Consider the following 22,104-nt stretch of genomic DNA (forward strand, 5'->3'; position numbering starts at 1 on the left):
CAGTCGGCAGGCGCGGGTGGCAGATTGCTTGCATTCGAGAGCCTCAGGTGCTTTCATGACTGGTATGCGTGGGCTTGGAGTCCGGGGAGAGCAATGGGCGCTCGCAGGCACTCTGGTCCTGGCGGTCGTCCTGGGGCTCTGCCTCCTCCACGGCGCCACGGGCGGAGCGCATCACGACGAGATCTCGCCTGACCTCTGCACCGGGCTCTTCCTGCTGGCCTTTGTCGTGACCCTCGTGTTTCTCGCCGAGGTCGGCGCCCTGCCGGCCGATCCGCTTCGTGCCGTCCTCGCCGTGTCACGTCACCTGCTGGACCCGCCTCCCAAGCGCGGCTCGCTCCCCCAGTCCATCTCTTAGTCCATCTCTGCTGCTCGCGGTGCGGATGCGCATGCATCCGGCCCTTGGGGATCTGCTCTCGACGCCGGAGGTCCATCGTCCGGGTCGTGGAGGGAGGCATGTCGAAGTCGCGGATTACCGTCCTGGCGCTCCTGGTCTTCGGGCTGGCGCTGCTGGGGCGCGGGGAGCCCGCCGGGGGTCGATCTCATGCTGACGGCCGCGCGGGAGTCCCGGCCGTGGTGGCGCGGGTCCTGCCCGCGGTGGTCAGCATCACGACACGCCAGATCGAGCGCGATCAGTTCAACCAGCCGGTAGCGACGCGAGGGCTGGGCTCCGGGATCATCGTGGACAGGCGCGGCTACATCCTCACCAACAGCCACGTGGTGGAGGGGGCCGAGGAGATCAAGGTCACGCTGGCCGACGAGCGCTCCTTCGCGGGCCGGCTGGTGGGCGCCGACCCGCTCAACGATCTCGCCGTGCTGAAGATCGAGGGTCAGCGGCTGCCCGTTGCCCTGCTGGGCGACTCGGCGCGGCTCTCCGTGGGAGAGACCGTCGTCGCCATCGGCAATCCGCTCTGGATCGAGGGCGGTCCCACCGTCACCGTCGGCGTGGTGAGCGCGCTGGGGCGCTCGATGGAAGAGCCAGGGCTGCCGGTGCTCCACAACCTCGTCCAGACCGATGCCGCCATCAATGCGGGCAACTCGGGCGGCCCGCTCGTGAACCTCCTCGGGCGGGTTGTCGGCATCAACACCGCCGTGATCGCCTCCGCTCACGGCATCGGCTTCGCCATCTCGATCAACACCGTGAAGCCGATCCTCCGGGCGCTCGTCGAGATCGGGCGCGTGGTGCGTCCCACGCTCCGCCTCGACGCGGTGAGCGTGACGCCGCAGCGCGCGTACGCCAATGGGCTCCCGGTGGAGCGCGGCGCGCTCGTGACCCGCGTCGAGCCCGGCGGGCCGGCGGAGGTCGCAGGCATCCGGCCGGGAGACGTGATCACGCGCCTCGCCGGCGAAGGCGTGAGGGACCTGCATCACTTCCACGCCGCGCTCTGGCGGCGCCGGGCGGGGGATGCCGTGGAGGTCACTCTCTGGCGAGACGGGGAGACCCTCACCGTCACCCCGGTCCTCACGACGGATCGGCCATGAGGCATGGCATGGACAAGGCCGTTGGGCTCGCGGCGTTGGCCCTGATGGCCGCGACCCCCGCCGCCGCCCTGACGCCACCGGCTGCCGCCGCGGTGGTCGTCATCGAGACGGCGGCGCTCCGCCCCTCCGTCCTCGCCACCACGGTGGGCCGGCGCGTCACCTTCGTCAACCGCTCGGGACGCCCGGCCCACGTGGAGTTCCTCCCGGGGCACGGCGACGGGCACCGGGTGTTCCAAGTGCCCGGGCAGATCTGGGCCGTCTTCAACCGTCCCGGCCGCCACCACTACGTGGTGCACTTCTCCGTGCGGCGGGAGGCCGACCTGAGAGGCGCGGTGGACGTGGCCGAGGATCCGAACGGACGGCCCGCGTATCCGGAGTGCACCGAGCTCAGCGTGATGGGAGAGTGCCTTGAACCGTGACGCCGTGGACACCACCCGAAGTAGCCGGGGCCGCGGGAACATCAGCCGCTGGTCCATCGAGCACCCGTACATCGTCATCGCCTTCTACCTGGGCGTGGCGCTGCTGGCCGCGCTGGTGATCTTCTTCCAGATGCCGAGGCGGATGATGCCGTACGTGGAGAGCCCCATCGTCGCCGTCGTCTCGATGATGCCGGGGCTGTCGGCGGAGGAGATGGAGATCTACTTCTCCAAGCCCGTCGAGGAGCGCATGGTGGACCTCAAGAACGTCCACTTCGTCCGCTCCACCTCGCAGGAGGGCTTCTCCATCGTCAGCGTGGAGTTCTGGTACGGCACGGACATGAAGAAGGCGCTCTTCGACGTCCAGTCGCTCATGAACGTGGTGCAGGCCGACCTGCCCATGACGGGCGCCAATCTCAAGCCCTCCTGGGTGCTGGCCATCGACCCGCTGAACATCCCCGTGCTGTCGCTGGCCGTGACGGCGGAGGGCTATGACGCGGTCCAGCTCCGGACCCTGGTCGAGAATGAGGTGGTGAACCGGCTCAAGACCGTGAAGGACGTCTACTCGGTCGTGCCCTTCGGGGGGCAGAAGCTGCAGATGCAGGTCGTGGTGGACCGCGAGCGGCTGGCCGCCTACAAGATGAACCTCATGGATCTCAAGAACGCCCTCGACATGCAGAACCTCTCCCGGCCGGCGGGAACGCTCACCTTCCAGGACCGCGAGCTCCTGGTCAGGACGGACACGCGGGCCCGGACTCCCGAGGAGGTGGCCGCCTACCCGATCACGAGCATGGACGGGCGCGTGGTCTATGTGAGGGACGTGGCGGAGGTGATGAATGCGGCCCGGGAGCAGCGGAGCCTCTACCGCCTCAACGGGAAGGAGGCCGTGGAGGTCTCGATCGTCCAGCAGCCGGAGGCCTCCTCCGTCAGGGTGATCCAGGAGGTCAAGGCCAAGCTGGCGGAGATCCGGGAGGACTTTCCGCGCTTGACGTTCGACGTCGCCTACGACAACTCGACCTTCGTCGGCTTCCTCATGGACAACATGGTGGAGGAGCTGGTGATCGCGGTGCTCCTCACCGGACTCGTGGTGTTGTTCTTCCTCGGGACCATCCGGGGGACGCTCATCTCCGTCATCACGATTCCGGTATCGCTCGGCATGGCGCTCCTGGCCATGGTGCCCCTGGGGATGACGCTCAACAGCTCGACCCTCATCGGCCTGCTCCTCTCCATCGGTCGCCTGGTGGACGACTCGATCATCGATATCCACTCCATCGAGCGCCACCTGCGCATGGGCAAGTCCCCTAAGGACGCCGCCGTGGACGGCATCACCGAGGTGCGGCTGGCGGTCCTGGCCATCACCTTCATGCTCTGCGTGGCGCTTCTGCCGCTGGCCTTCTCGGGGGGGATCGTCCAGTTCATGTTCGAGGGGATCGTGTGGGCCATCATCCTGGCGCTCCTGGCCTCCGCGCTCGTCTCTTTCACGCTCACCGCGCTGCTGGCGGCGAACCTCTTCGCGCCGCATGCGGAAGAGGCCGCGCGCCGGCGCGGGTTTCTCGCGCGCTGGTTGCTGGACCCGAGCCAGCGCGCGCTGGAGCGGCTCGAGTCCGGGTACCGCCGGAGCCTCGCCTGGGCCATCGCGAACCGTTTCGTGGTGCTCGGGGGCGCCGTGGCCACGATCCTCGTCGGGGTGGCGCTCTACCCCAAGATCGGCAGCGAGATGATGCCCCTGGCCGACGTCTCCCAGGCCTTCGCCCAGCTCGAGGCGACGCCGGGGACGTCCTCCGCGCGCACCGCCGAGATCGCTGCGGAGATCGAGCGGCTCCTGCTGAAGCAGCCCGAGATCGTCAAGGTCTCCTCCGAGGTGGGCTTCGAGCCGGGCGGCACCTACTTCACGGGCTACAGCATGGGGTCGGTGAACTCTGCCTTCATGATGATCACCCTGGTGGACTCGTCCAGGCGGAAACGGGACATCTGGCAGGTGATCGATGGCGTCCAGCAGGAGGCGCTACGGACCATCCCCGGGATCCGCAGGCTGGCCATCAAGGAGATGGGAGCGGATGTCATGGCCTCCAGCGCCGCGCCCATCCAGGTCATCCTGTTCGGGCCCGACCTCGAGCGCCTTTCCGAGATGGGCGGGGACCTGCGGCGGCTGGCCGAGGAGATCCGCGGCTTCTACCAGGTGACGACCTCCTGGGCCCAGAGCCTGCCTCAGCTCCATGTGGTCGTGGATCGCGTTCGGGCCCAGGAGATCGGCCTGACGGTGAACGAGGTGGCGGACCAGGCCTACTACGCGCTCAAGGGTGGTCTCACCAACGAGTTCTACCGGCTCGACAACCGGCGGCAGTTCACCATCCTGGTGAGATATCGAGGCGATCAGCGGCGTGACCGGACCGACCTCGAGCAGGTGAAGATCGTCGGCAAGAAGGGCGAGGTGCTGCCGCTGCTCTCGGTGGCCCGGGTGGAGGAGCGGCGCGGGCCCACGCTCATCGAGCACGACAACTTCCGCCGCGTGGTCTCGGTGCTCGGCTACTACCGCAAGGGCGGCCCGCCCAGCATGGAGCTGTCCATGGATCTGGTCATGGCCGCCCACGAGAAGCTGGACTTCCCCCCCGGCTACGGCGTGGAGCTGCGCGGGGACATGACCCAGATGGAGGAGTCCTTCCAGCGGCTCCTCAGGGGCCTCTATCTCGCCGTCATCTTCATGTTCCTGCTCCTCGTGGCGCAGTTCCGGAGCCTCATCGAGCCGTTCAACATGATCTTCTCGCTGTCGCTCATGGTCACCGGCATCCTGGGCGGACTGCTCCTCGCGCGCCAGACGTTCTCGACGGTCTCGATCCTCGCGGTGGTCATCCTCACGGGGATGATGATGACGGTGGCCGTGCTCATGATCGACCTGGTCCTCCGGCTGCGCGGCGAGGGAGTGCCGCGCGACGAGGCCATCCTGGCCGCGGCGCCCGTGAGGCTCCGGCCCATCCTCATGACCTCGCTGATCAGCATCGTCGTGCTGATCCCCGTGGCCTTCTTCCCCCGCACGGGCATCGATGCCTACGCCCCGCTGGCCACCGTGGTGATCGGCGGGCTCTCCATCGGCACGCTCCTGGCGCTGTTCGTGGTCCCGGTGCTGCACACCTACACGGACGACCTGGCCGCTCTCGTACGTGGGCTCGCCCGGCGACTGCTGAGGCGACGCGGGGAGACGGCGGCATGAGCCCGCGGGTCCGCTACCTCTCGACGACGCTGGCCCTCCTGGCGGTGGCCGCCGGCTACGCGCTGAGCCAGGGCTGGCTGGAGCGCCAGAGCCCGCGCCCCGTGCTGCGGGAGGCGGGGGTGCGACCTGTGCCTCCGCCTGCGCCCGCGCCATCGGCGCGTGAGATCCTGGATCGGGGTCCGGCGGTGGGGCTCTCCAGGGAGCAGGCCGCGCGGCTCCGGGCCCTCGACGCGGAGTGGACGAGGCAATCCAGCGACCTTCAGGCCGCCATCGACGACGAGGAGCGGCAGTTCTCGGCATTCATGAAGGAGGCTCAGGGCGGCCGCGGGGCCAGCCTCCAGGAGATTCAGCGGCGGTCGGCGAATCTGAGAGACCTGAGCGCGACGCTCCGGGAGGCGCGGTGGCGTCACGGCCTCGCCTCGGCCGAACTCCTGACCGAACAACAGCGCCGGACCCAGGGAGATGTGCGATGAACTTCAACCAGGCTGACCGAGACCCCCTCCTGATGACCGACGACCGCCATGAGGTCGCCCGCGAGCCGGGGGGACGGGCGCTCGGCGCCAGGCGGGTGGTGAGGCTGGTCGGGACGGTGGTGGTCGTGGCCGCCGTGGTGCTCGCCGGGATCTGGGCCTACCAGGCCAACGTGGGATCGGGCCGTGCGGCGATGGACATGAGCATGCGGGTGACGAGCGGAGGCACACCGTTCCCGGTGGGCGCCGCAACCGTGGAGAGGGGCGCCATCGCCGGCACGGTGACCTACACGGGCAGCGTCGCACCCTTCAACGAGGAGGAGATCTATCCGCGTGTGACCGGCCGTATCGTGGAGATGACGGTGTATCCGGGGGATGCGGTGCGCGCGGGCCAGGTCGTGGCCCGTCTGGACGACGTGGAGCTCTCCTCGCGGGTTCGCGAGGCGGAGGCGATGCTGGCGACGTCTCAGGCGGGCCGGGCGCAGATGGAGGCCGACCTGTCTGCAGCGCGCCACGGCGTCACCCAGATGGAGAGGGAGCTGGCGATGGTGGAGGCCGAGGTGGCCTACGCCCGCGCGCTGATCGCGCGGACGGAGCGCCTGTTCAACGCCGGCGCGGTCTCGCGCCAGGAGTACGAGAGCGACAGGGCCATGGCCGCGGCGGCCGAGGCCAAGCGGGAGGCCGCCCGGGCGAAGATCGAGCAGGCGCGCGCCATGGAAGTCTCAGCCAGGCGGAAGGTCGAGGCATCCGAGTCCATGGTGATCCAGAGCCAGGCCGGGGCCCGGACCGCCCAGGTGGTGCGCGACTACGTCACCATCCTCGCCCCGAGCGCGGGCTACGTGGTGAAGCGTCTGGTGGCGCCGGGCGTCCTGGTGCAACCCGGGATGGCCATCCTCAAGATCACCCAGATCGACCGCGTGAGGCTCCAGGCCAATGTCGGCGAGCGGGATCTTGCCTCGATCAGGGTCGGCTCCCCCGTGAAGGTGGCGACCACGGCAGGAGGCCCGCCCATCGCGGCGCGGGTGACGGCGGTGTTCCCGTTCGTGGACCAGGGAGGCCGTACGGCGGTGGTGGAAGCGATCGTGGGAAACGCCGGCCGGCGGCTGCTGCCGGGGCAGTTCGTGAGCATGGAGTTCACGACGGGCGAGCGCGGGAGCGCGCTCCACGTCCCCCGCGGGGCGGTGTCACGACTCGGGGACAAGGCCACCGTGTGGGTGATCAAGGACGGGCGGGCGGAGCCGCTGCCGGTGACGACGGGGCTCGAGGGCCCGGAACGCGTCGAGGTCACCCAGGGGCTCGTGGGCGGCGAGCGCGTCGTGGCCAGGGGCCACGAGGGGCTCTACGCCGGTGCGCGCGTGAGCGAGGTCGGGGAGGGCGGCGCGCGGCGCCCGGAGATCGCGGAGCCGAAGAAGGGCATGGAGGGGATGCCGGGGATGGAGCAGTCACCCGCGAAGCCAAAGGAGGGCGGGCATGGCGGCGGTCACTGAGCGCCTGGGGAACGACTGGGGGATGGGCGCGGCGGCGGCAGTGGTGGCGGGAACGCTGCTCCTGGCGGTGACGGCTCACGCCCAGCCGTTGCCCCGCATCGAGGGTCCGCTGACCATGGAACAGGCGGTGGACATCGCCCGCCAGAAGAGCCTGCGCGTGAAGGCCGCCGGCGCCGACGCCCGCGTCATGGACTCGATGCGGCGCGAGGCGCTGGCCCCCTTCTGGCCGCAGCTCTCCGCCAATGGCTACTTCGCCGACCAGCGCATGGCCCCGAACGTCTACACCTCCGCCGGCAACACGATGGCGAAGAACTACCAGGTGTTCAATGCCGACCAGACGCGCGACGGCAACTTCACCGCCATGTACCCGCTCTTCTCCGGGGGGCGCGACTGGTACGGCTACAAGGCGGCGGTGGCGCGAGCTGATGCCGGGCGCCAGATGCTCCGCGGCGTGGAGGTGGACGTGGCGATGCAGGCCCGTCTCGACTACATCGCCGCTTTGCGGGAGGAGGAGAACAGGCGAGTGACCGGCGACCTCCTGCGTGACATCGACGAGCGCCTTCGCGTGAGCCGTCAGATGTTCGACGCCGGCCGCATCCCGCGCTACTACCTCCTGCGGGACGAGGCCGAGCGCGCCAACGCGGTCCAGATGGACGCGATGGCGCAGAGCCGCGCCGAGTCTGCGCTGGTGGCGCTCAAGACCACCCTCGGCGTGGACCTCTCCTCGCCGATCACGCTCTCGGATCGCCTCGAGCTCGTTCCCGCGGCGCTCTCCGTGGACGAGGGCATCCGTCAGGCGGGCGAGATCCATCCGGACCTGAAGGCGGCGGCCAAGCAGCGCGAGGCCGCGCAGGCCGAGGTCCGCGCCGCCTACGGGAACTACTTCCCCCAGGTGTCGCTGTCCTACATGTACGACTGGGCATGGATGAAGAATCGCGCCTGGGAGTCGCAGGAGGAGAACATGCGGATGCGCGGGGAGACGAGCGAGGGCTACTCGATCGGGGTGGTGGTGACGCTGCCGCTCTTCGATGGCTTCATGCGGGAGAACGCGCTGAACACGGCGAAGGCCAAGCTCGAGCGCGCCGCCCACGCCGAGGGGCTCACCCGCCAGCAGATTGCCAAGGAAGTCAACCAGGCGGCGCTCATGCTCACCGCGGCCGAGAAGGGCGTGGAGGCGAGCCGCAAGGGGCTCGAGCAGGCCGAGGAGGAGGCCCGCATCGTCAAGGAACGCTTCGAGGCTGGGCGGGGAATCCAGGTGGAGATCCTGGATGCCCAGGTGAGTCTCACGCGCGCGCGGTTCAACTCGGTGGCGGCGCTGGCCGAATACCACACGGCGCTGGCCATGTGGCTCCGGGCCACCGGCCGCATCCGGTGAGCGGCAGGCTCGGGGGCAGGGGAGGGAAGGCGATGGGAGGCCGGATGATGGGCGTACTGCCGGGGTGGCTCGTGTCGACCGCGCCGTCGCTCCAGGAGCGAATGTCCGAGTGGGGGTGGGGGCTGCACCCGATGTGGGGGGTCTGGGGCGCCTGGGGCATCGGCATGATGATCATGGGGCTGATCTTCTGGGCGGGGGTGATCGTCGTGATCGTGCTCGGAATCCGCTGGCTCGCGAGCCAGGGGAGGGAACCGAGGCCCGACACGGCACTGGACATCCTCCGCCAGCGGTACGCACGCGGCGAGATCGGCAAGGAGGAGTTCGACTCGAAGAGGCAGGATCTGGCATCTCGCTGACCGGGAAGGGGCGGGGGGCCTGCCGGAGGAGATCATGAGAAGGCAGGAGAGCACGCCACGGCCCTCGCCGCGCCGAGGGTGGCGATGGGCGGCATCGGGAGCGCTGGCGCTCATCACCGTCGTGGCGTCCGCATTCTGGTGGTCGGCGGGCTCGCCGGACGCCGTGGGGCAACCGCGCCTGGTCGTGGACCGCACCGATGTGGACCTCGGCGACGTTCGCTTCGAGACGCCGGCTCGGGTGCTCTTCACGCTGACCAATGCGGGCGATGCGCCACTGCACCTGAAGGAAGTTCCGAGGGTCCTCGCCAAGGCGGGCTGCTGACCGCCTCCCGCGGTCGTCGGGCAGACGACCATCGCTCCGGGTACTTTCACGACCCTGTCGCTCGCGTTCACGATGCACGCAGGGATGGGCGGCTACCACGAGTTCTGGGTCCCGGTGAAGGTCAACGATCCAGCCGCTCCCGAGCAGCGGCTGGTTGTCCGGTCCAACTGGGTCCCCTGAGTCCCGGCGACGGGGCGGGTCGTGGAGATCACGAAGCTGCCGTATCCGGATCGGACGCTCGACGTCGTCCTCTCAACATGGACCTTCAAGGCCCTGGCTGACCCGCGAGCGGCCGTTCGAGAGCTCTTGCGCGTCATCTACGGCTTTTCGACACGGCCCGAGAGCGGTCTCGCCGGAGGTTCGTGATGACGAATGGACAACGACCCCCTGACACGGGCCCCTGGTTTCGGACGCGTTCAGGCTTCGCGCTGATTGGCTTCCTGCTCATCGCTGGATTCTTCCTTGTGACCGAGCACACCGCCCACCTCCTCGGGATCCTCCCGTACCTCTTGCTCCTCGCATGTCCGCTGCTGCACTTCTTCCTTGCTCGGCGCGAGGAGCGCGAGGTGCAGGCGGAGTGTGGCGAAGCGTATGCGCGTTACGCCCGGCGAGTGCCGGGGTTCATCCCGCGCTTCCGAGGGCGAATCGAGCGGCGGGTATGAGCGAGGACGAGCGACGGAGAACCCGTCAACACGGCACGTTGGTGGGGCGGGCAAAGGAGACAGTGATGACGACGAGAAGTCCATGGAGGATCGGAGTCACGATGGCGTTGACGGTCGCGATCGCCTATACCGTCTGTACGCTCGCCTATGCGTTGATGCCACAACTGGGGATCGACTTCCTGAATGCGCTGTTTCATGGACTCGATTTCCGCAAGCTCGGGGCGCCTGGGCCGTTCACCTTGATGATGTTCGTCTATCCTCTGGTTGTCATGGTGGTCTGGGGGTTCGCGGTCGGGACGCTCTTCGGCTGGCTGCACAACAGGCTGCATGGCGGGAGCGCCCGTGGTTGATGTACGAGAGCTGGTCGGCGGGCGATGGGTGGGCTGCGTACGGGCGGAGATGAGGTTGGGAGAAGGCGTGGCGGTGGCGCCGTGTCGCCGGGGGCCGGCCCGGGACGCTGGGTCAGCTGGCCATCGCCGATGACGAGGGGCGGCTGATCGGCGTCCTGACCGGAACAGGGGGGCGTCACCGGGATGGCGGGTCGGCTAGCATTCGCTCGCGCGCGGCCGGATGCTCAAGGATGGCGCGCGGTCCGTGCGGATCCTCGATGAGGAGGTCCCGGTACGGGCTCGCATCGAGGCGATTCACAGGCTCTCGGCTCATGTGGACGCCGACGGGCTCATGCGCTGGCTGCGTACAGCATCCCGGTCCCCGGAGCGGGTGTTCGTGGCCCACGGGGATCCCGATCCGGCGAAGAGCTTGGCGGATCGGATCTGGATAGAGCGCGGCTGGGACACCATGGTCCCGGCATATCGGGTGGGGGTCGACCAAGGAGGAGGACGGTGAAGCTGAGCGACGAGCTGCGGCGTGTGGAGCTGGCAATTGATAACCTGACCTGCTCCACCTGTGCCAAGAGCGTCGAAGAAGCGCTCCGGAGCGTCCCCGGCGTCAAGGCGGTCGCGGTCAACCGAGCGTCGGGCGTCGCGTTCGCCGATCACGATCCGAATGAGACCTCGGTCTGGGCCCTGTACGGGGCACTCAAGGCCGCGGGCTATCGTACTGGTAGCGCCAAGGTGCGATTCCAGATCAAGGGCATGACCTGCGCATCCTGCGTGACCGCGATCGAGGGGGCGCTCCGGGCAACGCCGGGAGTCCTCAACGCCCACGTGAGCCTCGGCAGCGAGGAGGCGCTCGTCGAGTACGTCCCCGTCACGACCGACCTCCAGGCCGTGAGAGCGGCCGTGGCGTCCGCGGGGTATGCTGTGGCCGACACGCCGCCCCCGGCGAGTTCGAGCGCCCTCGATCGGGAGACGGAAGAGCGCGGCCGGGAGTATCGGACCCTGATGCGCCAGTGGTGGTTCGGCGCGGCGGTCGGGACGTTCACGATGATCATGAGCTATCCGTGGCTCTTCCCGGGGCTGGGCACCCTGTTCCCCCGGGACAGCCACCGGCTCTGGTACATGTGGGCGGGCATGGGCGTCGCCTCGCTCGCGGTGATGCTCTACAGCGGGCGCCACTTCTTCACGGGCGCGTGGCAGGCGCTCAAGCACCGGTCGGCGAACATGCACACCCTGATCGCCCTGGGGACCGGGGTGGCCTGGATCTACTCGACCATCGCGCTGCTCTTTCCCGGCATGTTCCCGTCGCAGGAGTTCGCCGATGTCTACTACGACGTGACGGTCGTTGTGATCGCGCTGGTGGACCTGGGGCTCGCCATGGAGCTCAAAGCGAAAGGGCGGACCTCGGAGGCGATCAAGAAGCTGATCGGCCTTCAGGCCAAGACGGCACGCGTCCTGCGTGACGGCCAAGAGATCGACATCCCGGTGGAGGAAGTTCTTGTCGGCGATACCGTGGTCGTCCGGCCTGGGGAGAAGATCCCCGTGGACGGGAAGGTGCTCGAAGGGACCTCCGCTGTGGACGAGTCCATGGTGACGGGCGAGTCTCTCCCCGTGGAGAAGCAGGTGGGCGACGAGGTCATCGGCGCCACGATGAACACGACGGGGGCGTTCCGCTTCCGGGCCACCAAGGTGGGCAAGGACACGGCGCTGGCCAACATCGTCCGCATGGTGCAGGACGCTCAGGGCTCCAAGGTCCCCATCCAGCGCATCGTGGATGTGGTCTCCGGGTACTTCACGCCGAGCGTGGCGATCCTGGCGATCCTGGGCTTCATGATCTGGTACACGTTCGGGCCCGAGCCGCGCGTGGTCTACGGGCTCATCGTGGCGGTCACGACGCTCATCATCGCGTGCCCCTGCGCCCTGGGCATGGCCACCCCCATGTCCCTCACCACCGGCGTGGGCCTGGGGGCGCTCAACGGCATCCTGATACGTGGGGGCGATGCGCTGCAGTCGGCGGAGAAGCTTCAGACCGTGATCCTCGACAAGACGGGCACGATCACGCACGGCAAGCCGGTTCTGACCGATGTCGTGCCGGGGCCCGGCGTCGAGGAGGCGACCCTGCTCCGGCTGGCTGGCGGTGTCGAGAAGTCCTCCGAGCACCCCCTGGCGGCCGCCATCGTGGAGGGGGCTCAGGCCAGGGGGCTGGCGCTGCCGGACCCGTCGAGCTTCGCCGCCATCCCCGGGCACGGCATCGAGGCCACCGTGGAGGGCCGGGTGCTTCTCCTCGGCAATGCCAAGCTCATGCGGGACCGCAAGGTCGAGCTGGGCGACCTCGAAGCCCGGGCTCAGCAACTGGCCGACGATGGCAAGACGCCGATGTTCGCCGCCCTCGACGGCAAGCCGGCCGGCATCGTGGCCGTTGCGGACACGGTCAAGGCCGACTCCCTGGCGGCGATTCAAGCGCTCAAGGGGATGGGGCTCGAGGTGGTGATGATGACCGGTGACAACGAGCGCACCGGGAAAGCCATCGCGCGCCAGGTAGGCATCGAGCGGGTCCTCGCCGAGGTCCTGCCGCAGGACAAGGCCTTCAATGTCCGGAAGCTCCAGCTCGAGGGCAAGCGCGTGGCGATGGTGGGCGACGGGATCAACGACGCGCCGGCCCTGGCCCAGGCCGATGTGGGCTTCGCCATCGGCACCGGCACCGACGTCGCCATCGCTGCCTCGGACATCACGCTGATCAAGGGCAGTTTGGGCGGGGTCGTGACGGCCATGCGCATCAGCCGCGCGACCATGCGCAACGTCTACCAGAACCTCACCGGCGCCTTCATCTACAATATCCTTGGTCTCCCGGTGGCCCTCGGCGTCCTCTATCCCGTCTCCGGCATCCTGCTCTCGCCTCTCCTGGCGGCCCTGGCCATGTCCTTCAGCTCTGTGACCGTCATCGGCAACGCCAACCGGCTCAAGCGCTGGAGGCCGTCATGAGCTGGGACCGGGTCGTCGTCGATGTGGCCGGGCTGGCGCTGATCGCCGTCATCGTCTGGTTCTTCTGGCTCGTGAAGGCCACGGGCGTCCATGCCGCGGCAACGAGCGGCGGCTACCAGGAGCAGATGGTGCTCGTGAAGGGGGGCTATACGCCCGACGTGATCGTGGTTCAGGCCGGCAAGCCGGTGCGCCTTAACTTCGTCCGCCAGGAGTCCGCCTCGTGCTCGGAGATGGTGCTGCTGCCGGCGTTCGGGAAGTCCGCGAAGCTCCCAGAGGGTGCGACGGTGCCCGTCGAGTTTCTGCCCAAGGAGAGAGGGGAGTTCGAGTTCGCCTGCCAGATGGGCATGCTGCGCGGCAAGATCGTGGTGGAGTAGCCAGCAGATGCGACTCGTATCGTCCGTCGCGATGGCGCTGCTGGCGGTGACGGTGGCCGCCGCCCAGCCCGAGGCCGTCGAGGTTCATCACATCCACGGACTCGCCTTCGATCGGCGTGAGCCGGGAGCGCTCTTGGTGGCCACCCATACAGGGCTTGTGCGAATCCGGCTCGGCGCGAATCCGGAGTGGGTGGGCGCAAGCCGATTCGATCTCATGGGCTTCACGGTGTCGTCGGCCGATCGTGGGATGCTCTACGCGAGCGGCCATCCCGATCTCCTCACCTACCGGCGTGAGGGCCACGGGATTCTCGGCTTGCTCCTGAGCCGTGATGGCGGCCGGACCTGGGAGGGTGTGGCCCTGAAGGGCCAGACGGACTTCCACGCGCTCACATACAGCCCGGACGGCGGGGGAGAGCTCTTCGGCTGGAGTGTCGCCGGGCAAACCGGTCTTCATCGCATCTCGACCAAGACCTGGGCAGCGCAACGACTCGCTGCCCACGGCGTCAGAGACGTTTTGGCCCTGGCGGCCAGTCACGACCTACCGAGCCGACTGGTGGCCGGCACGCCGGGCGGCCTCCTGCTGAGCCAAGACCGCGGCGTGACCTGGCGCTCGGTCGCCGGTATCCCGCGTGATGTCCCGGTGACGGCAGTGGCGTACAGCCCCACCGAGAGGAGGCGCGTGTACGCCTACGTGGTCCGTGCTGGCTACGGCCTCATGCGGAGCGACGATGCGGGCGCCACGTGGCGACCGACGGGCCTAGCGGCCAAGCCCGACGAGGCGGTGGTCGCCATCGCCATCGCACCGGGGCCCGCCAGCAAGGTGGCGGCCGCAACGACGGCTGCGTCCGTGTTTGTGTCAGATGACGGGGGCAGGTCGTGGAGACCCGTGCTCGACAGGGGGCGTGTCCCCACGACCCGGTGATCGGTACCGCCCGGAAGGTTCACACGGAGATCTCACAATTGCGTCTCACCGGAGCCCGGGGCGGGTGAAGCCGGCTCGCGGAGCGATGCGGAAAGGGGGTGTGGTGACGGTCTACACGGCGTGACAGAGGCTCTGCTGTGACCCATGCTGTCAATCTGGAGGTGCGAACGGATGCGGGTGATGAGGATGATGGCGCTGGTAATGCTCGTGGTCGCCGTAGCGGTGACGGGGTACGCGCAGAGCGGAGGGATGGCTCCCGAGCAAATGAAGATGATGAGCGGCCAGATGAAGACGATGAGCGACCAGATGAAGGGCGGGAAGATGACCCCCGACCAGATGAAGATGATGGGCGAGCACATGCAAATGATGGCGGATCGGATGAAGGATGGCCAGATGACCCCTGACCAGATGAAGACGATGAGTGAGCACATGAAGATGATGACCGAGCACATGAAAGGCAAGATGAAGGGCAAGATGTAGTCGTTTGCCCGAGGCAGGCGTTTCGGCGGTCCCTCGATGGGCGATGCGGTGTCGCCCCTCGTGGGACCGCTCGCCTGCATTCTTCATGAACGCCACCGGTGATCGCGATATGACCCCCGGGCTTGAGCGACGATCTGCCAGGCGGTGGCCTTTCTTGACGCTGTCGCTGTCCCCCAAGGCTGACAGGGACCGGGCCGATGTCGGGCGCCCGCCAGGGATCCTGAGGGCGGTTTCGGCTTGGCCGCGGACGCGGCTTGTCGGGCGACGGGGTGTGGCCCTGTGGGCGGGCCGGAGGCTTCGATCGGGTGGTCCCGGGGCTATGGGGCGTCGACATCCCAGTGGCGCGGGGAACTCCCAGCCCCCGGGAGCGCCTGTCAGGCAGGGACGTGGGTAGAGTTCTCCAAGGGTTGGGGCCGTCGGCGGTGTCTGGCATCTCCCTTGCTCGCTTGCGCCCCTCATAGGACCCGCGCCATGGCTCCACACATCACGACTCCGCCCTTTCACGACCTGGAGCAGCAAGCTCGGCGGCTGCAGCGCTTCTTCGTCGCCCTCGTCGTCATTGTCGCGCTCCTGCCAGCGGTGGTGTTCGTGTTCCTGGAGATCGGCCATCACCGCAACCACAGCCGACAGGCCGCCGGCCGACTGGCCGAATCTCTCATCGGCCACGTTGGGCGCTCGGGGCCGAACCGCGTGACCATCTCCGAGATGGTCCAGGCAGAGATGGGAGCCAACGACATCGTGTTTCTACGGCTGGTCGCGGCGGATGCGGGCCACAGCCTCTCATTCGGTGCGCCAGGGCAGCGGGTATTCCCTACGCAAATCAGTGTCAGCCTGCCACCAGCGGCCGCGCCATTTCTCGAGCTGCAGGTCCAAGGCGACGACCGTGACTTGCTGCGTCGGGTCAGTCGTGTCTTCGTCATCCACCTCCTGGTCGCGAGCGCCCTGGCCCTCATCGTCTACCGCCTGCCGATGCGCGCCCTCCGTCTGGCCCTCGATGAGGGGAAGCGGACGTACGAGGAGCTCCTGCACGCCGACAAGCTCAGCGCGATCGGCGAGGTGTATGCGGGGCTCACGCACGAGATCAACAACCCGCTCGGTGTCATCCTCTCCCGCGTGAGGCTCCTGCGGGGGACGGCCGCGGAGCGGGGGCTCCCCGCGGACCTGGCCGAGGACCTCGAGATGATCGACCGGCATGGGAGCCGGATCGCGGAGATCATCCGGGGCCTGCTCGCCTTCGCCCGGAAGACGACATTCGAGCTGACGGAGACCGACCTGAACCGCGTCGTCGCCGATACCATTTCGTTCCTCGAGACACCCTTCGCGAAGCAGGGGGTGCGCCTCAACATCCTCCTTGAGTCGATCCCGCCGTTGCGGGCGAGCCCGGATCACCTGCAGCAGGTGCTGGTGAACCTCTTCAACAACGCGCGCGATGCGATGCCGAACGGGGGAACCCTCACGATCCGTACGCGGCTGAACGACCGTGACCTCGTGGTGGAGGTGCAGGACACTGGCCCGGGCATCGCCCCCGAGATCCAGGGGCGCATCTTCGACCCGTTCTTCACGACGAAGCCGGTGGGCCACGGGACCGGGATGGGGCTCGCGGTGAGCTACGGCATCGTGCGGGCTCACGGCGGGGACATCGAGGTCGAGAGCAGCCCGGGACAGGGCGCCCTCTTCCGGGTCCGCCTTGCGGCGGGGGGTGGACGGCCATGAAGCGGCCACGCGCGAGGGTGCTCGTCGTCGACGACGAGCCAGACATGGCTCGTAATGTGGGGATGATCCTTGTCAACGCGGGGCTGGAGGCGATCGTGGAGACGGAGAGCCTGCGCGCACTGGAGTTGCTGGAGCGCGAGCGACCTGACCTCGTCGTCGCCGATCTGCGGATGCCGGACCTGGACGGGCTGGCCCTGCTGCAGCGGGCCAGGCGCCTGCATGCCGGGCTGCCCGTCGTGATGCTGACCGCCTACGCCTCGGTGGACTCCGCCGTCGAGGCGATGAAGAAGGGGGCGAGCGACTACCTGGCGAAGCCCTTCGCCCCGGAGGAGCTCGTCCTCCGGGTGGAGAAGGCGCTGGCCTGGGTCGAGCTGGCGGAGGAGAACCGCTACTTGCGGGAGCGGGTGGCGAGCGGCGAGCGGGGCGCGCGGCTCGTGGGCGAGAGCCCGGCGCTGGCGGAGGTCATGCGGCTGGTGGACAAGGTGGCGGCCACCGACGCCAAGGTTCTTCTCGTGGGCGAGAGCGGGACGGGCAAGGAGTTGATCGCCCGGACGATCCATCAGCGCGGCCCCCATCCGGAGGCGCCGTTCTTTGCCATCAACTGCGGGGCGCTCACCGAGAGTCTCCTGGAGTCCGAGCTGTTCGGCCACGAGCGGGGCGCCTTCACCGGCGCTGTGGCCACGAAGAGGGGGATTTTCGAGATGGCGAGCGGCGGGACCCTCCTCCTCGACGAGATCGGTGAGACGAGCCTTGCTTTCCAGACGAAGCTGCTCCGGGCGGTACAGGAGGCCGAGTTCTTCCGCGTGGGCGGGACGCGGCCGCTGAGGGTGCAAGCGCGCCTCGTCTCGTCGAGCAACCGGGATCTCCGCAAGGCCGTCGCCGAGGGGCGCTTTCGCGAGGACCTGTTCTACCGCCTGAGCGTCGTCACGGTCACGGTGCCCCCGCTCAGGGAGCGCGGGGAGGACATCCCGCTGCTGGCCTCCCACTTCCTGCGAGTCTACGCCACCCAGATCAAGAAGAAGGTTCACGGGATCCACCCCGACGCCATGGCGCTGCTCGCGCGCTACCGCTGGCCAGGCAATGTCCGGGAGCTGGAGAATGTCATCGAGCGCGCGGTGATCATGGTGGAGGGCGACGACCAGATCCTGCCTGAGGACTTGCCGGGCGATCTCGTGAGCGAGCCGGTGGTGCCCGCGGGGCCGATGGACGGCGTACGGGAGGCCGAGCGCGACGTGATCCTGCGGGCGCTCCGCGAGTGCAACTGGAACCGGAGCCTCGCCGCCAAGCGGCTCGGGATCGGCCGGCGCACCCTGTACGACAAGCTCACGCGGCTGGGGATTTTGCTCCACCCCTCATAGCCCGATCGCGCTTCGCCGCCCGCACAGACTGTGCGGCACACCTGGGCGGGCGGCCGCACAGCCGCTGGGCTCGCCCCGGCCGGAACCGGCCGCGAACGCCGCGGCCCGCCCCGAAACGCGCCACACGGCCCGGGAAACAGCCTCCACCACCCTGCCTGTCCCTCGCCGCGCCACATGGCAAGGCCCTTGCCTCACCTGGGTACGAGAGCGCGAGGGTGCGCCGGAGGAGGGGCTTCGTGGCCAGTGCCGGACGTGACGGCTGTCGGTGGAAGACGCGATCGCGAGGCTTGCCGTGGCTCGTGGCCGCCTCGGCACTGCTCACCCTGCTTGCCGCTGGATGCGCCACGGTGCCGGAGAGGCCGGAGCAGGTGCGCCTCGTCTGGCCGCCGCCGCCGCTCCCAGCCCGGATCGAGTTCGTCCGGAGCGTGGTGAGCGACGAGGACCTGGGCAAGGACACGACCTTCTCCCAGACGCTCGTCGCCTTCCTGGCCGGCGAGAAGCCGCCGCCCAACCGGGTCGCGGAGCCCGTGGGACTCGCCGTCTCGGACGACGGACAACGCCTCTACGTCTCGGACTTCGCCCAGCTCGCCGTCTTCGTCTTCGATTTCACGCAGCGGACGTTCAGGAAGATCGGGGAGAAAGAGCCACTGGCCCGGCCCGTGGGCGTGGCGCTGGACGGGGAGGAACGGCTGTACGTGGTCGAGCAGCTGAAGAAGGGCATCAGCGTGTTCGACAGGAACGGGACCCGGGTCCGGTTCGTCACCGATCCCAGCCTGGAGCGCCCCTCCGGCATCGCCCTCGACCGGGCGCGGGGCCGGATCTATGTCGCCGACACGGCGCACACCAAGTCCCAGGCGCATACGGTCAAGGTCTTCGACATGACCGGCCGACTCCTCAGAACGATCGGCCGGGAAAAGGGCGAGAGGGAGGGGCAGTTCCTCTTTCCGACCTACCTCGCCATCGACGCCCCGGGGAACCTCTACGTCAGCGACACGCTCAACGCCCGCGTCCAGGTCTTCGATCCCGAGGGGAAGTACGTGAAGAGCATTGGCCAGCGCGGTAACGCCTGGGGGATGTTCGACAAACCCAAGGGTGTCGCGCTGGACAGCTTCGGGAACGTCTACGTGGCCGACTCGGGCTGGAGCAATGTCCAGATCTTCAACCAGAAGGGGCAGATCTTGCTCTTCTTCGGCGGGCGCGGCCCGATCCCGGGGATGCTGAAGAACCCCACGGCGATCGCCATCGACAGGAAGAACCAGATCTATGTCGCCGACTATCTCAACCACCGGGTCGAGATGTACAGGCTGGTGAACACGACCGCCCAGGACAGTGCTCTCGATCCGGTCGGCGGCACAGGGGGAGGTGACCCGGAGCGGAAGAAGGAAGCGGGGATGAGCCCCGCCCAGAATGGCCTGCTCTCGACGAAAGGAGATGACACGAGATGAAAGCGCTGAAGTTGATCCTGATAGTGGCGGCAGTGGCGCTCGCGCCGGCCATCGCATGGGCGGCCGAGGGCGCCGGCGGTGGGCTGGCGGATACGGAGCACGACTTCTCGGGCCTCGGCACGACGACCCTGACGGGTCTCTGCACCTTCTGCCACACCCCCCACAAGGCCTCGCAGACGACGCTGCTGTGGAATCACAAGCTGTCCACCAACAACTTCACGTGGGACGTTCCCAAGACCACGGCCGGCACCGAGTTCCCGACCATCGTGGGAGACACCTACAAGGGATCGACGGCGAAGTGCCTCAGCTGCCATGACGGCACGGTGGCCGTGGGCGACCTCGCGTGGTGGGACGGGGCCGCGAACCCCACGGCAGTCGGGGGAAAGGGGGCCCTCCCGGCCGGTGACAAGCACATCATCACCAGCGGCGCGGGTGGCGCCAGCATGAAGGGGAACCACCCGGTGGCCATGCCGTACCCATACGGCGGAGTGGCGAACACGTATAACGGGAAGACGACGGGGAGCGCGTTCGAGGCGACCGAATGGAGAACTCCACCCGTGCTGCCGGTTCGCCTGTTCAATGACGACAGCAGCGGGAACATCACGGCAGGGGCCGTCGCAGCCAAGAGCGGCATCGAGTGCTCCTCGTGCCACGACCCGCACAACAAGCAGACCGAGGACATGCGGTTTCTCCGCGGGACCATGGGAGGAAACACCACGGCCTACATCTGCCTGAAGTGCCACATCAAGTGATCCGGGCCTGATCCACCGGAGGCCTGGTCTCGCAGGCGGCCAGGCCTCCTTTTCTTGCCGACGTCTTCCAGCCCGCAGTGATCACGTCGCCCTGGAGACGAGACGGGACAGGAGTTGAAGGCGTGAGTCAGGAGCGCAGCGAGGCTCGGTGCTACGACATGCTCCGGCAGGCACGCTGGCCGAACGGGATGACGTGCCCCGGATGCGGCGGGAGGCGGATCACGACTCATTCGAGGTCTCCGAGGACGCCGCGGCGGCGCTATCTGTGCCTCTCCTGCCGCCGGACGTTCAGCGATCTCACGGCGACACCCCTCGCCCAGACCAATCTTCCGCTGGCCAAGTGGTTCGAGTGCCTGCGTCTGCTGCCGGGTCGCCACACGACGGCGGGTCTCGCGAAGGCGCTGGACGTGAAGTGGGACACCGCGGTGCGGCTGCAGCGGCAGCTGGCGACCAGCCCGGGGCGGCCCGGCCTTGTCCAGCGGCTTCGCCAGATCCTGGGTGAGGCGGATCACGGCTGAGAGGGGCCATGATCGGACGCCGGGCGATGCTCGCGCTGGCGACAGGGGGCGGCCTGGCCGCCCTGCTGCTCGCCGGGTGCAGCGCGGAGACGCGGCAGAAGATCCTGCCGTACTTCTTCGATGGCTTCGCCACGACCGAGCAGAAGCAGCGGCCGCCGACCCGGCGCATGCGGCGGGATCTGCTCCAGGACATCGACGGGCTGAAGCGCGAGCTCGCGGAGGCGCGCGCGCTGGCCAAGGCCCGCGAATCGGCGCCCTCGGAGGCCACGATTCTCCCCGCGGAGCGCGCAAAGAGCTGGCAAGAGGTCTCGGGCGATCTGCCGAAGGATGGCGCGGGGCGTGTGGACTGGGTGGCCGCCTTGAAGGCCCGGGCCATCGCCCCGCGCCCGGCCATCGACCCCAAGGGCCCGGCACAGGCGCCCCTCGACCTCGACGTGGAGCTGGCGGGCTCGAGCTCCCGTGTCTTCCGTGTCAGCTTCTCCCACGCGGCGCATACCGAGTGGCTTGCCTGCGCGAACTGTCATCCCGGGATCTTCTCTCTCAGCCGGCGGGCCCCGCCGACCCTGGTCACGATGAGGAAGATCGTGGCTGGCGAGTACTGCGGCGCCTGCCACGGGAAGGTGGCCTTCGCCATCGAAGGCGGGTGCGCTCGGTGCCACACGAAGGTCCCCGCGACGGCCCAGTGGCAGCCCGCCGGGGAGCCCCGGAAGCCGATCGAGCGTGCCCGGCGATGGAGCGAGGCCATGACGCTCCTGCCCGTCACCGAAGGTGCCCCGGACTGGAGCAAGGCGCTGGCCCGAGGGGTGATCGCGCCGCGTCCCGGCGTGGGCCCGAAGGCCGAGGACGAGGCGGTGCTCGACCTGGACGTGGTGAGGGCACCGGGCGGCGACGAGCAGTACAAGGTGGTGTTCCCCCACTCGGCGCACACAGCGTGGGTGGCCTGCGATAGCTGCCACCCGGACCCCTTCCAGCAGGAGGCGGGCAAGACGCCGATGTCCATGGACAGGGTCAACGACGGGCAGCTGTGCGGGCAGTGCCACGGCAGGGTCGCGTTCTCGACGGATGCCTGCGGCCGATGTCACCCGGCGCTCGCGGAGGCCAAGTGAAGGGCCTCCTCGCGCGGGTGGGCAGCGCGTTCCTCGTCGCGATGGTCGCCGGAGGTGTCGCGCTCGCAGTCGAGGGCGACGTGGTCTTCAAGCGACAGGGCGGCGAGGCCGGCACGCCGCCGGCGGTGTTCCCGCACTGGATCCATCGCATCCGCTACAAGTGCTACGCCTGCCACCCCGCCCCCTTCGAGATGAAGGCGGGGGCCACTCCCATCACGATGGATGCGATCCAGGACGGGAAGCTCTGTGGCGCCTGCCACAACGGCAAGATCGCCTGGGAGATCAGCTTCGGGACCTGCAACCGGTGTCATGCGGAGCGATGAGGGAGCGGCTGAATGCTG

At 68.6% G+C, this 22,104-nt stretch carries 24 protein-coding genes; all 24 read left to right on the forward strand.

What is annotated here, in order from left to right:
- Positions 1-55: 55 nt before the first annotated feature.
- The 24 genes from HYV93_24260 (at position 56) to HYV93_24375 (ending at position 22,086) form a co-directional block, all read left to right on the forward strand.
- Positions 56-355 carry a hypothetical protein gene (locus HYV93_24260; protein MBI2529086.1) on the forward strand — a complete coding sequence of 100 codons (300 nt, stop codon included), beginning with the start codon at positions 56-58 and terminating at the stop codon, positions 353-355.
- Between the two features lie 98 nt (positions 356-453).
- Positions 454-1,479 (forward strand): trypsin-like peptidase domain-containing protein, encoded by a 1,026-nt coding sequence (locus HYV93_24265; GenBank protein ID MBI2529087.1) that lies wholly within the window; start codon positions 454-456, stop codon positions 1,477-1,479.
- An 8-nt stretch (positions 1,480-1,487) separates the two neighbouring features.
- Positions 1,488-1,898, forward strand: a complete 411-nt coding sequence (locus HYV93_24270) for a hypothetical protein (protein MBI2529088.1) — start codon at positions 1,488-1,490, stop codon at positions 1,896-1,898.
- A gap of 4 nt (positions 1,899-1,902) precedes the next feature.
- Positions 1,903-5,103: an efflux RND transporter permease subunit gene (locus tag HYV93_24275; GenBank protein ID MBI2529089.1), complete on the forward strand. Its 3,201-nt coding sequence runs from the start codon at positions 1,903-1,905 to the stop codon at positions 5,101-5,103.
- A complete protein-coding gene (locus tag HYV93_24280) occupies positions 5,100-5,576 on the forward strand; it encodes a hypothetical protein (GenBank protein MBI2529090.1) in 477 nt (158 codons plus the stop codon). The genes HYV93_24275 and HYV93_24280 overlap by 4 nt, the downstream gene beginning before the upstream one ends.
- Positions 5,573-7,060: an efflux RND transporter periplasmic adaptor subunit gene (locus HYV93_24285; protein MBI2529091.1), complete on the forward strand. Its 1,488-nt coding sequence runs from the start codon at positions 5,573-5,575 to the stop codon at positions 7,058-7,060. Before HYV93_24280 ends, HYV93_24285 begins: the two co-directional genes overlap by 4 nt.
- Positions 7,044-8,435, forward strand: a complete 1,392-nt coding sequence (locus HYV93_24290) for a TolC family protein (protein ID MBI2529092.1) — start codon at positions 7,044-7,046, stop codon at positions 8,433-8,435. Before HYV93_24285 ends, HYV93_24290 begins: the two co-directional genes overlap by 17 nt.
- Before the next feature lie 131 nt (positions 8,436-8,566).
- Positions 8,567-8,791: an SHOCT domain-containing protein gene (locus tag HYV93_24295; GenBank protein MBI2529093.1), complete on the forward strand. Its 225-nt coding sequence runs from the start codon at positions 8,567-8,569 to the stop codon at positions 8,789-8,791.
- Between the two features lie 34 nt (positions 8,792-8,825).
- On the forward strand, positions 8,826-9,113 hold the full coding sequence (locus HYV93_24300) for a hypothetical protein (GenBank protein ID MBI2529094.1): 288 nt from the start codon (positions 8,826-8,828) through the stop codon (positions 9,111-9,113).
- A gap of 201 nt (positions 9,114-9,314) precedes the next feature.
- A complete protein-coding gene (locus tag HYV93_24305) occupies positions 9,315-9,479 on the forward strand; it encodes a methyltransferase domain-containing protein (GenBank protein ID MBI2529095.1) in 165 nt (54 codons plus the stop codon).
- On the forward strand, positions 9,479-9,775 hold the full coding sequence (locus HYV93_24310) for a DUF2933 domain-containing protein (GenBank protein ID MBI2529096.1): 297 nt from the start codon (positions 9,479-9,481) through the stop codon (positions 9,773-9,775). The genes HYV93_24305 and HYV93_24310 overlap by 1 nt, the downstream gene beginning before the upstream one ends.
- 65 nt (positions 9,776-9,840) lie before the next feature.
- Entirely contained in the window at positions 9,841-10,125 is a 285-nt protein-coding gene (locus HYV93_24315) for a hypothetical protein (GenBank protein MBI2529097.1), read from the forward strand.
- A gap of 244 nt (positions 10,126-10,369) precedes the next feature.
- Positions 10,370-10,621, forward strand: coding sequence for a hypothetical protein (locus HYV93_24320; protein MBI2529098.1), 252 nt, complete (start codon positions 10,370-10,372; stop codon positions 10,619-10,621).
- 44 nt (positions 10,622-10,665) lie between these two features.
- Positions 10,666-13,095 carry a heavy metal translocating P-type ATPase gene (locus HYV93_24325; GenBank protein ID MBI2529099.1) on the forward strand — a complete coding sequence of 810 codons (2,430 nt, stop codon included), beginning with the start codon at positions 10,666-10,668 and terminating at the stop codon, positions 13,093-13,095.
- Positions 13,092-13,469: a cupredoxin domain-containing protein gene (locus tag HYV93_24330; protein MBI2529100.1), complete on the forward strand. Its 378-nt coding sequence runs from the start codon at positions 13,092-13,094 to the stop codon at positions 13,467-13,469. Before HYV93_24325 ends, HYV93_24330 begins: the two co-directional genes overlap by 4 nt.
- Before the next feature lie 7 nt (positions 13,470-13,476).
- Positions 13,477-14,391, forward strand: coding sequence for a hypothetical protein (locus tag HYV93_24335; GenBank protein ID MBI2529101.1), 915 nt, complete (start codon positions 13,477-13,479; stop codon positions 14,389-14,391).
- A 180-nt stretch (positions 14,392-14,571) separates the two neighbouring features.
- On the forward strand, positions 14,572-14,871 hold the full coding sequence (locus tag HYV93_24340; protein ID MBI2529102.1) for a hypothetical protein: 300 nt from the start codon (positions 14,572-14,574) through the stop codon (positions 14,869-14,871).
- A gap of 471 nt (positions 14,872-15,342) precedes the next feature.
- Positions 15,343-16,584, forward strand: a complete 1,242-nt coding sequence (locus HYV93_24345) for a hypothetical protein (GenBank protein ID MBI2529103.1) — start codon at positions 15,343-15,345, stop codon at positions 16,582-16,584.
- Entirely contained in the window at positions 16,581-17,942 is a 1,362-nt protein-coding gene (locus HYV93_24350; protein MBI2529104.1) for a sigma-54-dependent Fis family transcriptional regulator, read from the forward strand. The genes HYV93_24345 and HYV93_24350 overlap by 4 nt, the downstream gene beginning before the upstream one ends.
- A gap of 347 nt (positions 17,943-18,289) precedes the next feature.
- Entirely contained in the window at positions 18,290-19,387 is a 1,098-nt protein-coding gene (locus HYV93_24355; GenBank protein MBI2529105.1) for a hypothetical protein, read from the forward strand.
- Positions 19,384-20,139, forward strand: a complete 756-nt coding sequence (locus HYV93_24360) for a hypothetical protein (GenBank protein MBI2529106.1) — start codon at positions 19,384-19,386, stop codon at positions 20,137-20,139. The genes HYV93_24355 and HYV93_24360 overlap by 4 nt, the downstream gene beginning before the upstream one ends.
- Before the next feature lie 122 nt (positions 20,140-20,261).
- Complete coding sequence (locus HYV93_24365; GenBank protein ID MBI2529107.1) at positions 20,262-20,657, forward strand: transposase; 396 nt, start codon at positions 20,262-20,264, stop codon at positions 20,655-20,657.
- A gap of 8 nt (positions 20,658-20,665) precedes the next feature.
- Complete coding sequence (locus HYV93_24370; GenBank protein ID MBI2529108.1) at positions 20,666-21,763, forward strand: hypothetical protein; 1,098 nt, start codon at positions 20,666-20,668, stop codon at positions 21,761-21,763.
- Positions 21,760-22,086, forward strand: coding sequence for a cytochrome c3 family protein (locus HYV93_24375; protein ID MBI2529109.1), 327 nt, complete (start codon positions 21,760-21,762; stop codon positions 22,084-22,086). Before HYV93_24370 ends, HYV93_24375 begins: the two co-directional genes overlap by 4 nt.
- Positions 22,087-22,104 lie beyond the last annotated feature (18 nt).

This window comes from Candidatus Rokuibacteriota bacterium (assembly GCA_016188005.1).
Lineage (GTDB): Bacteria > Methylomirabilota > Methylomirabilia > Rokubacteriales > CSP1-6 > UBA12499.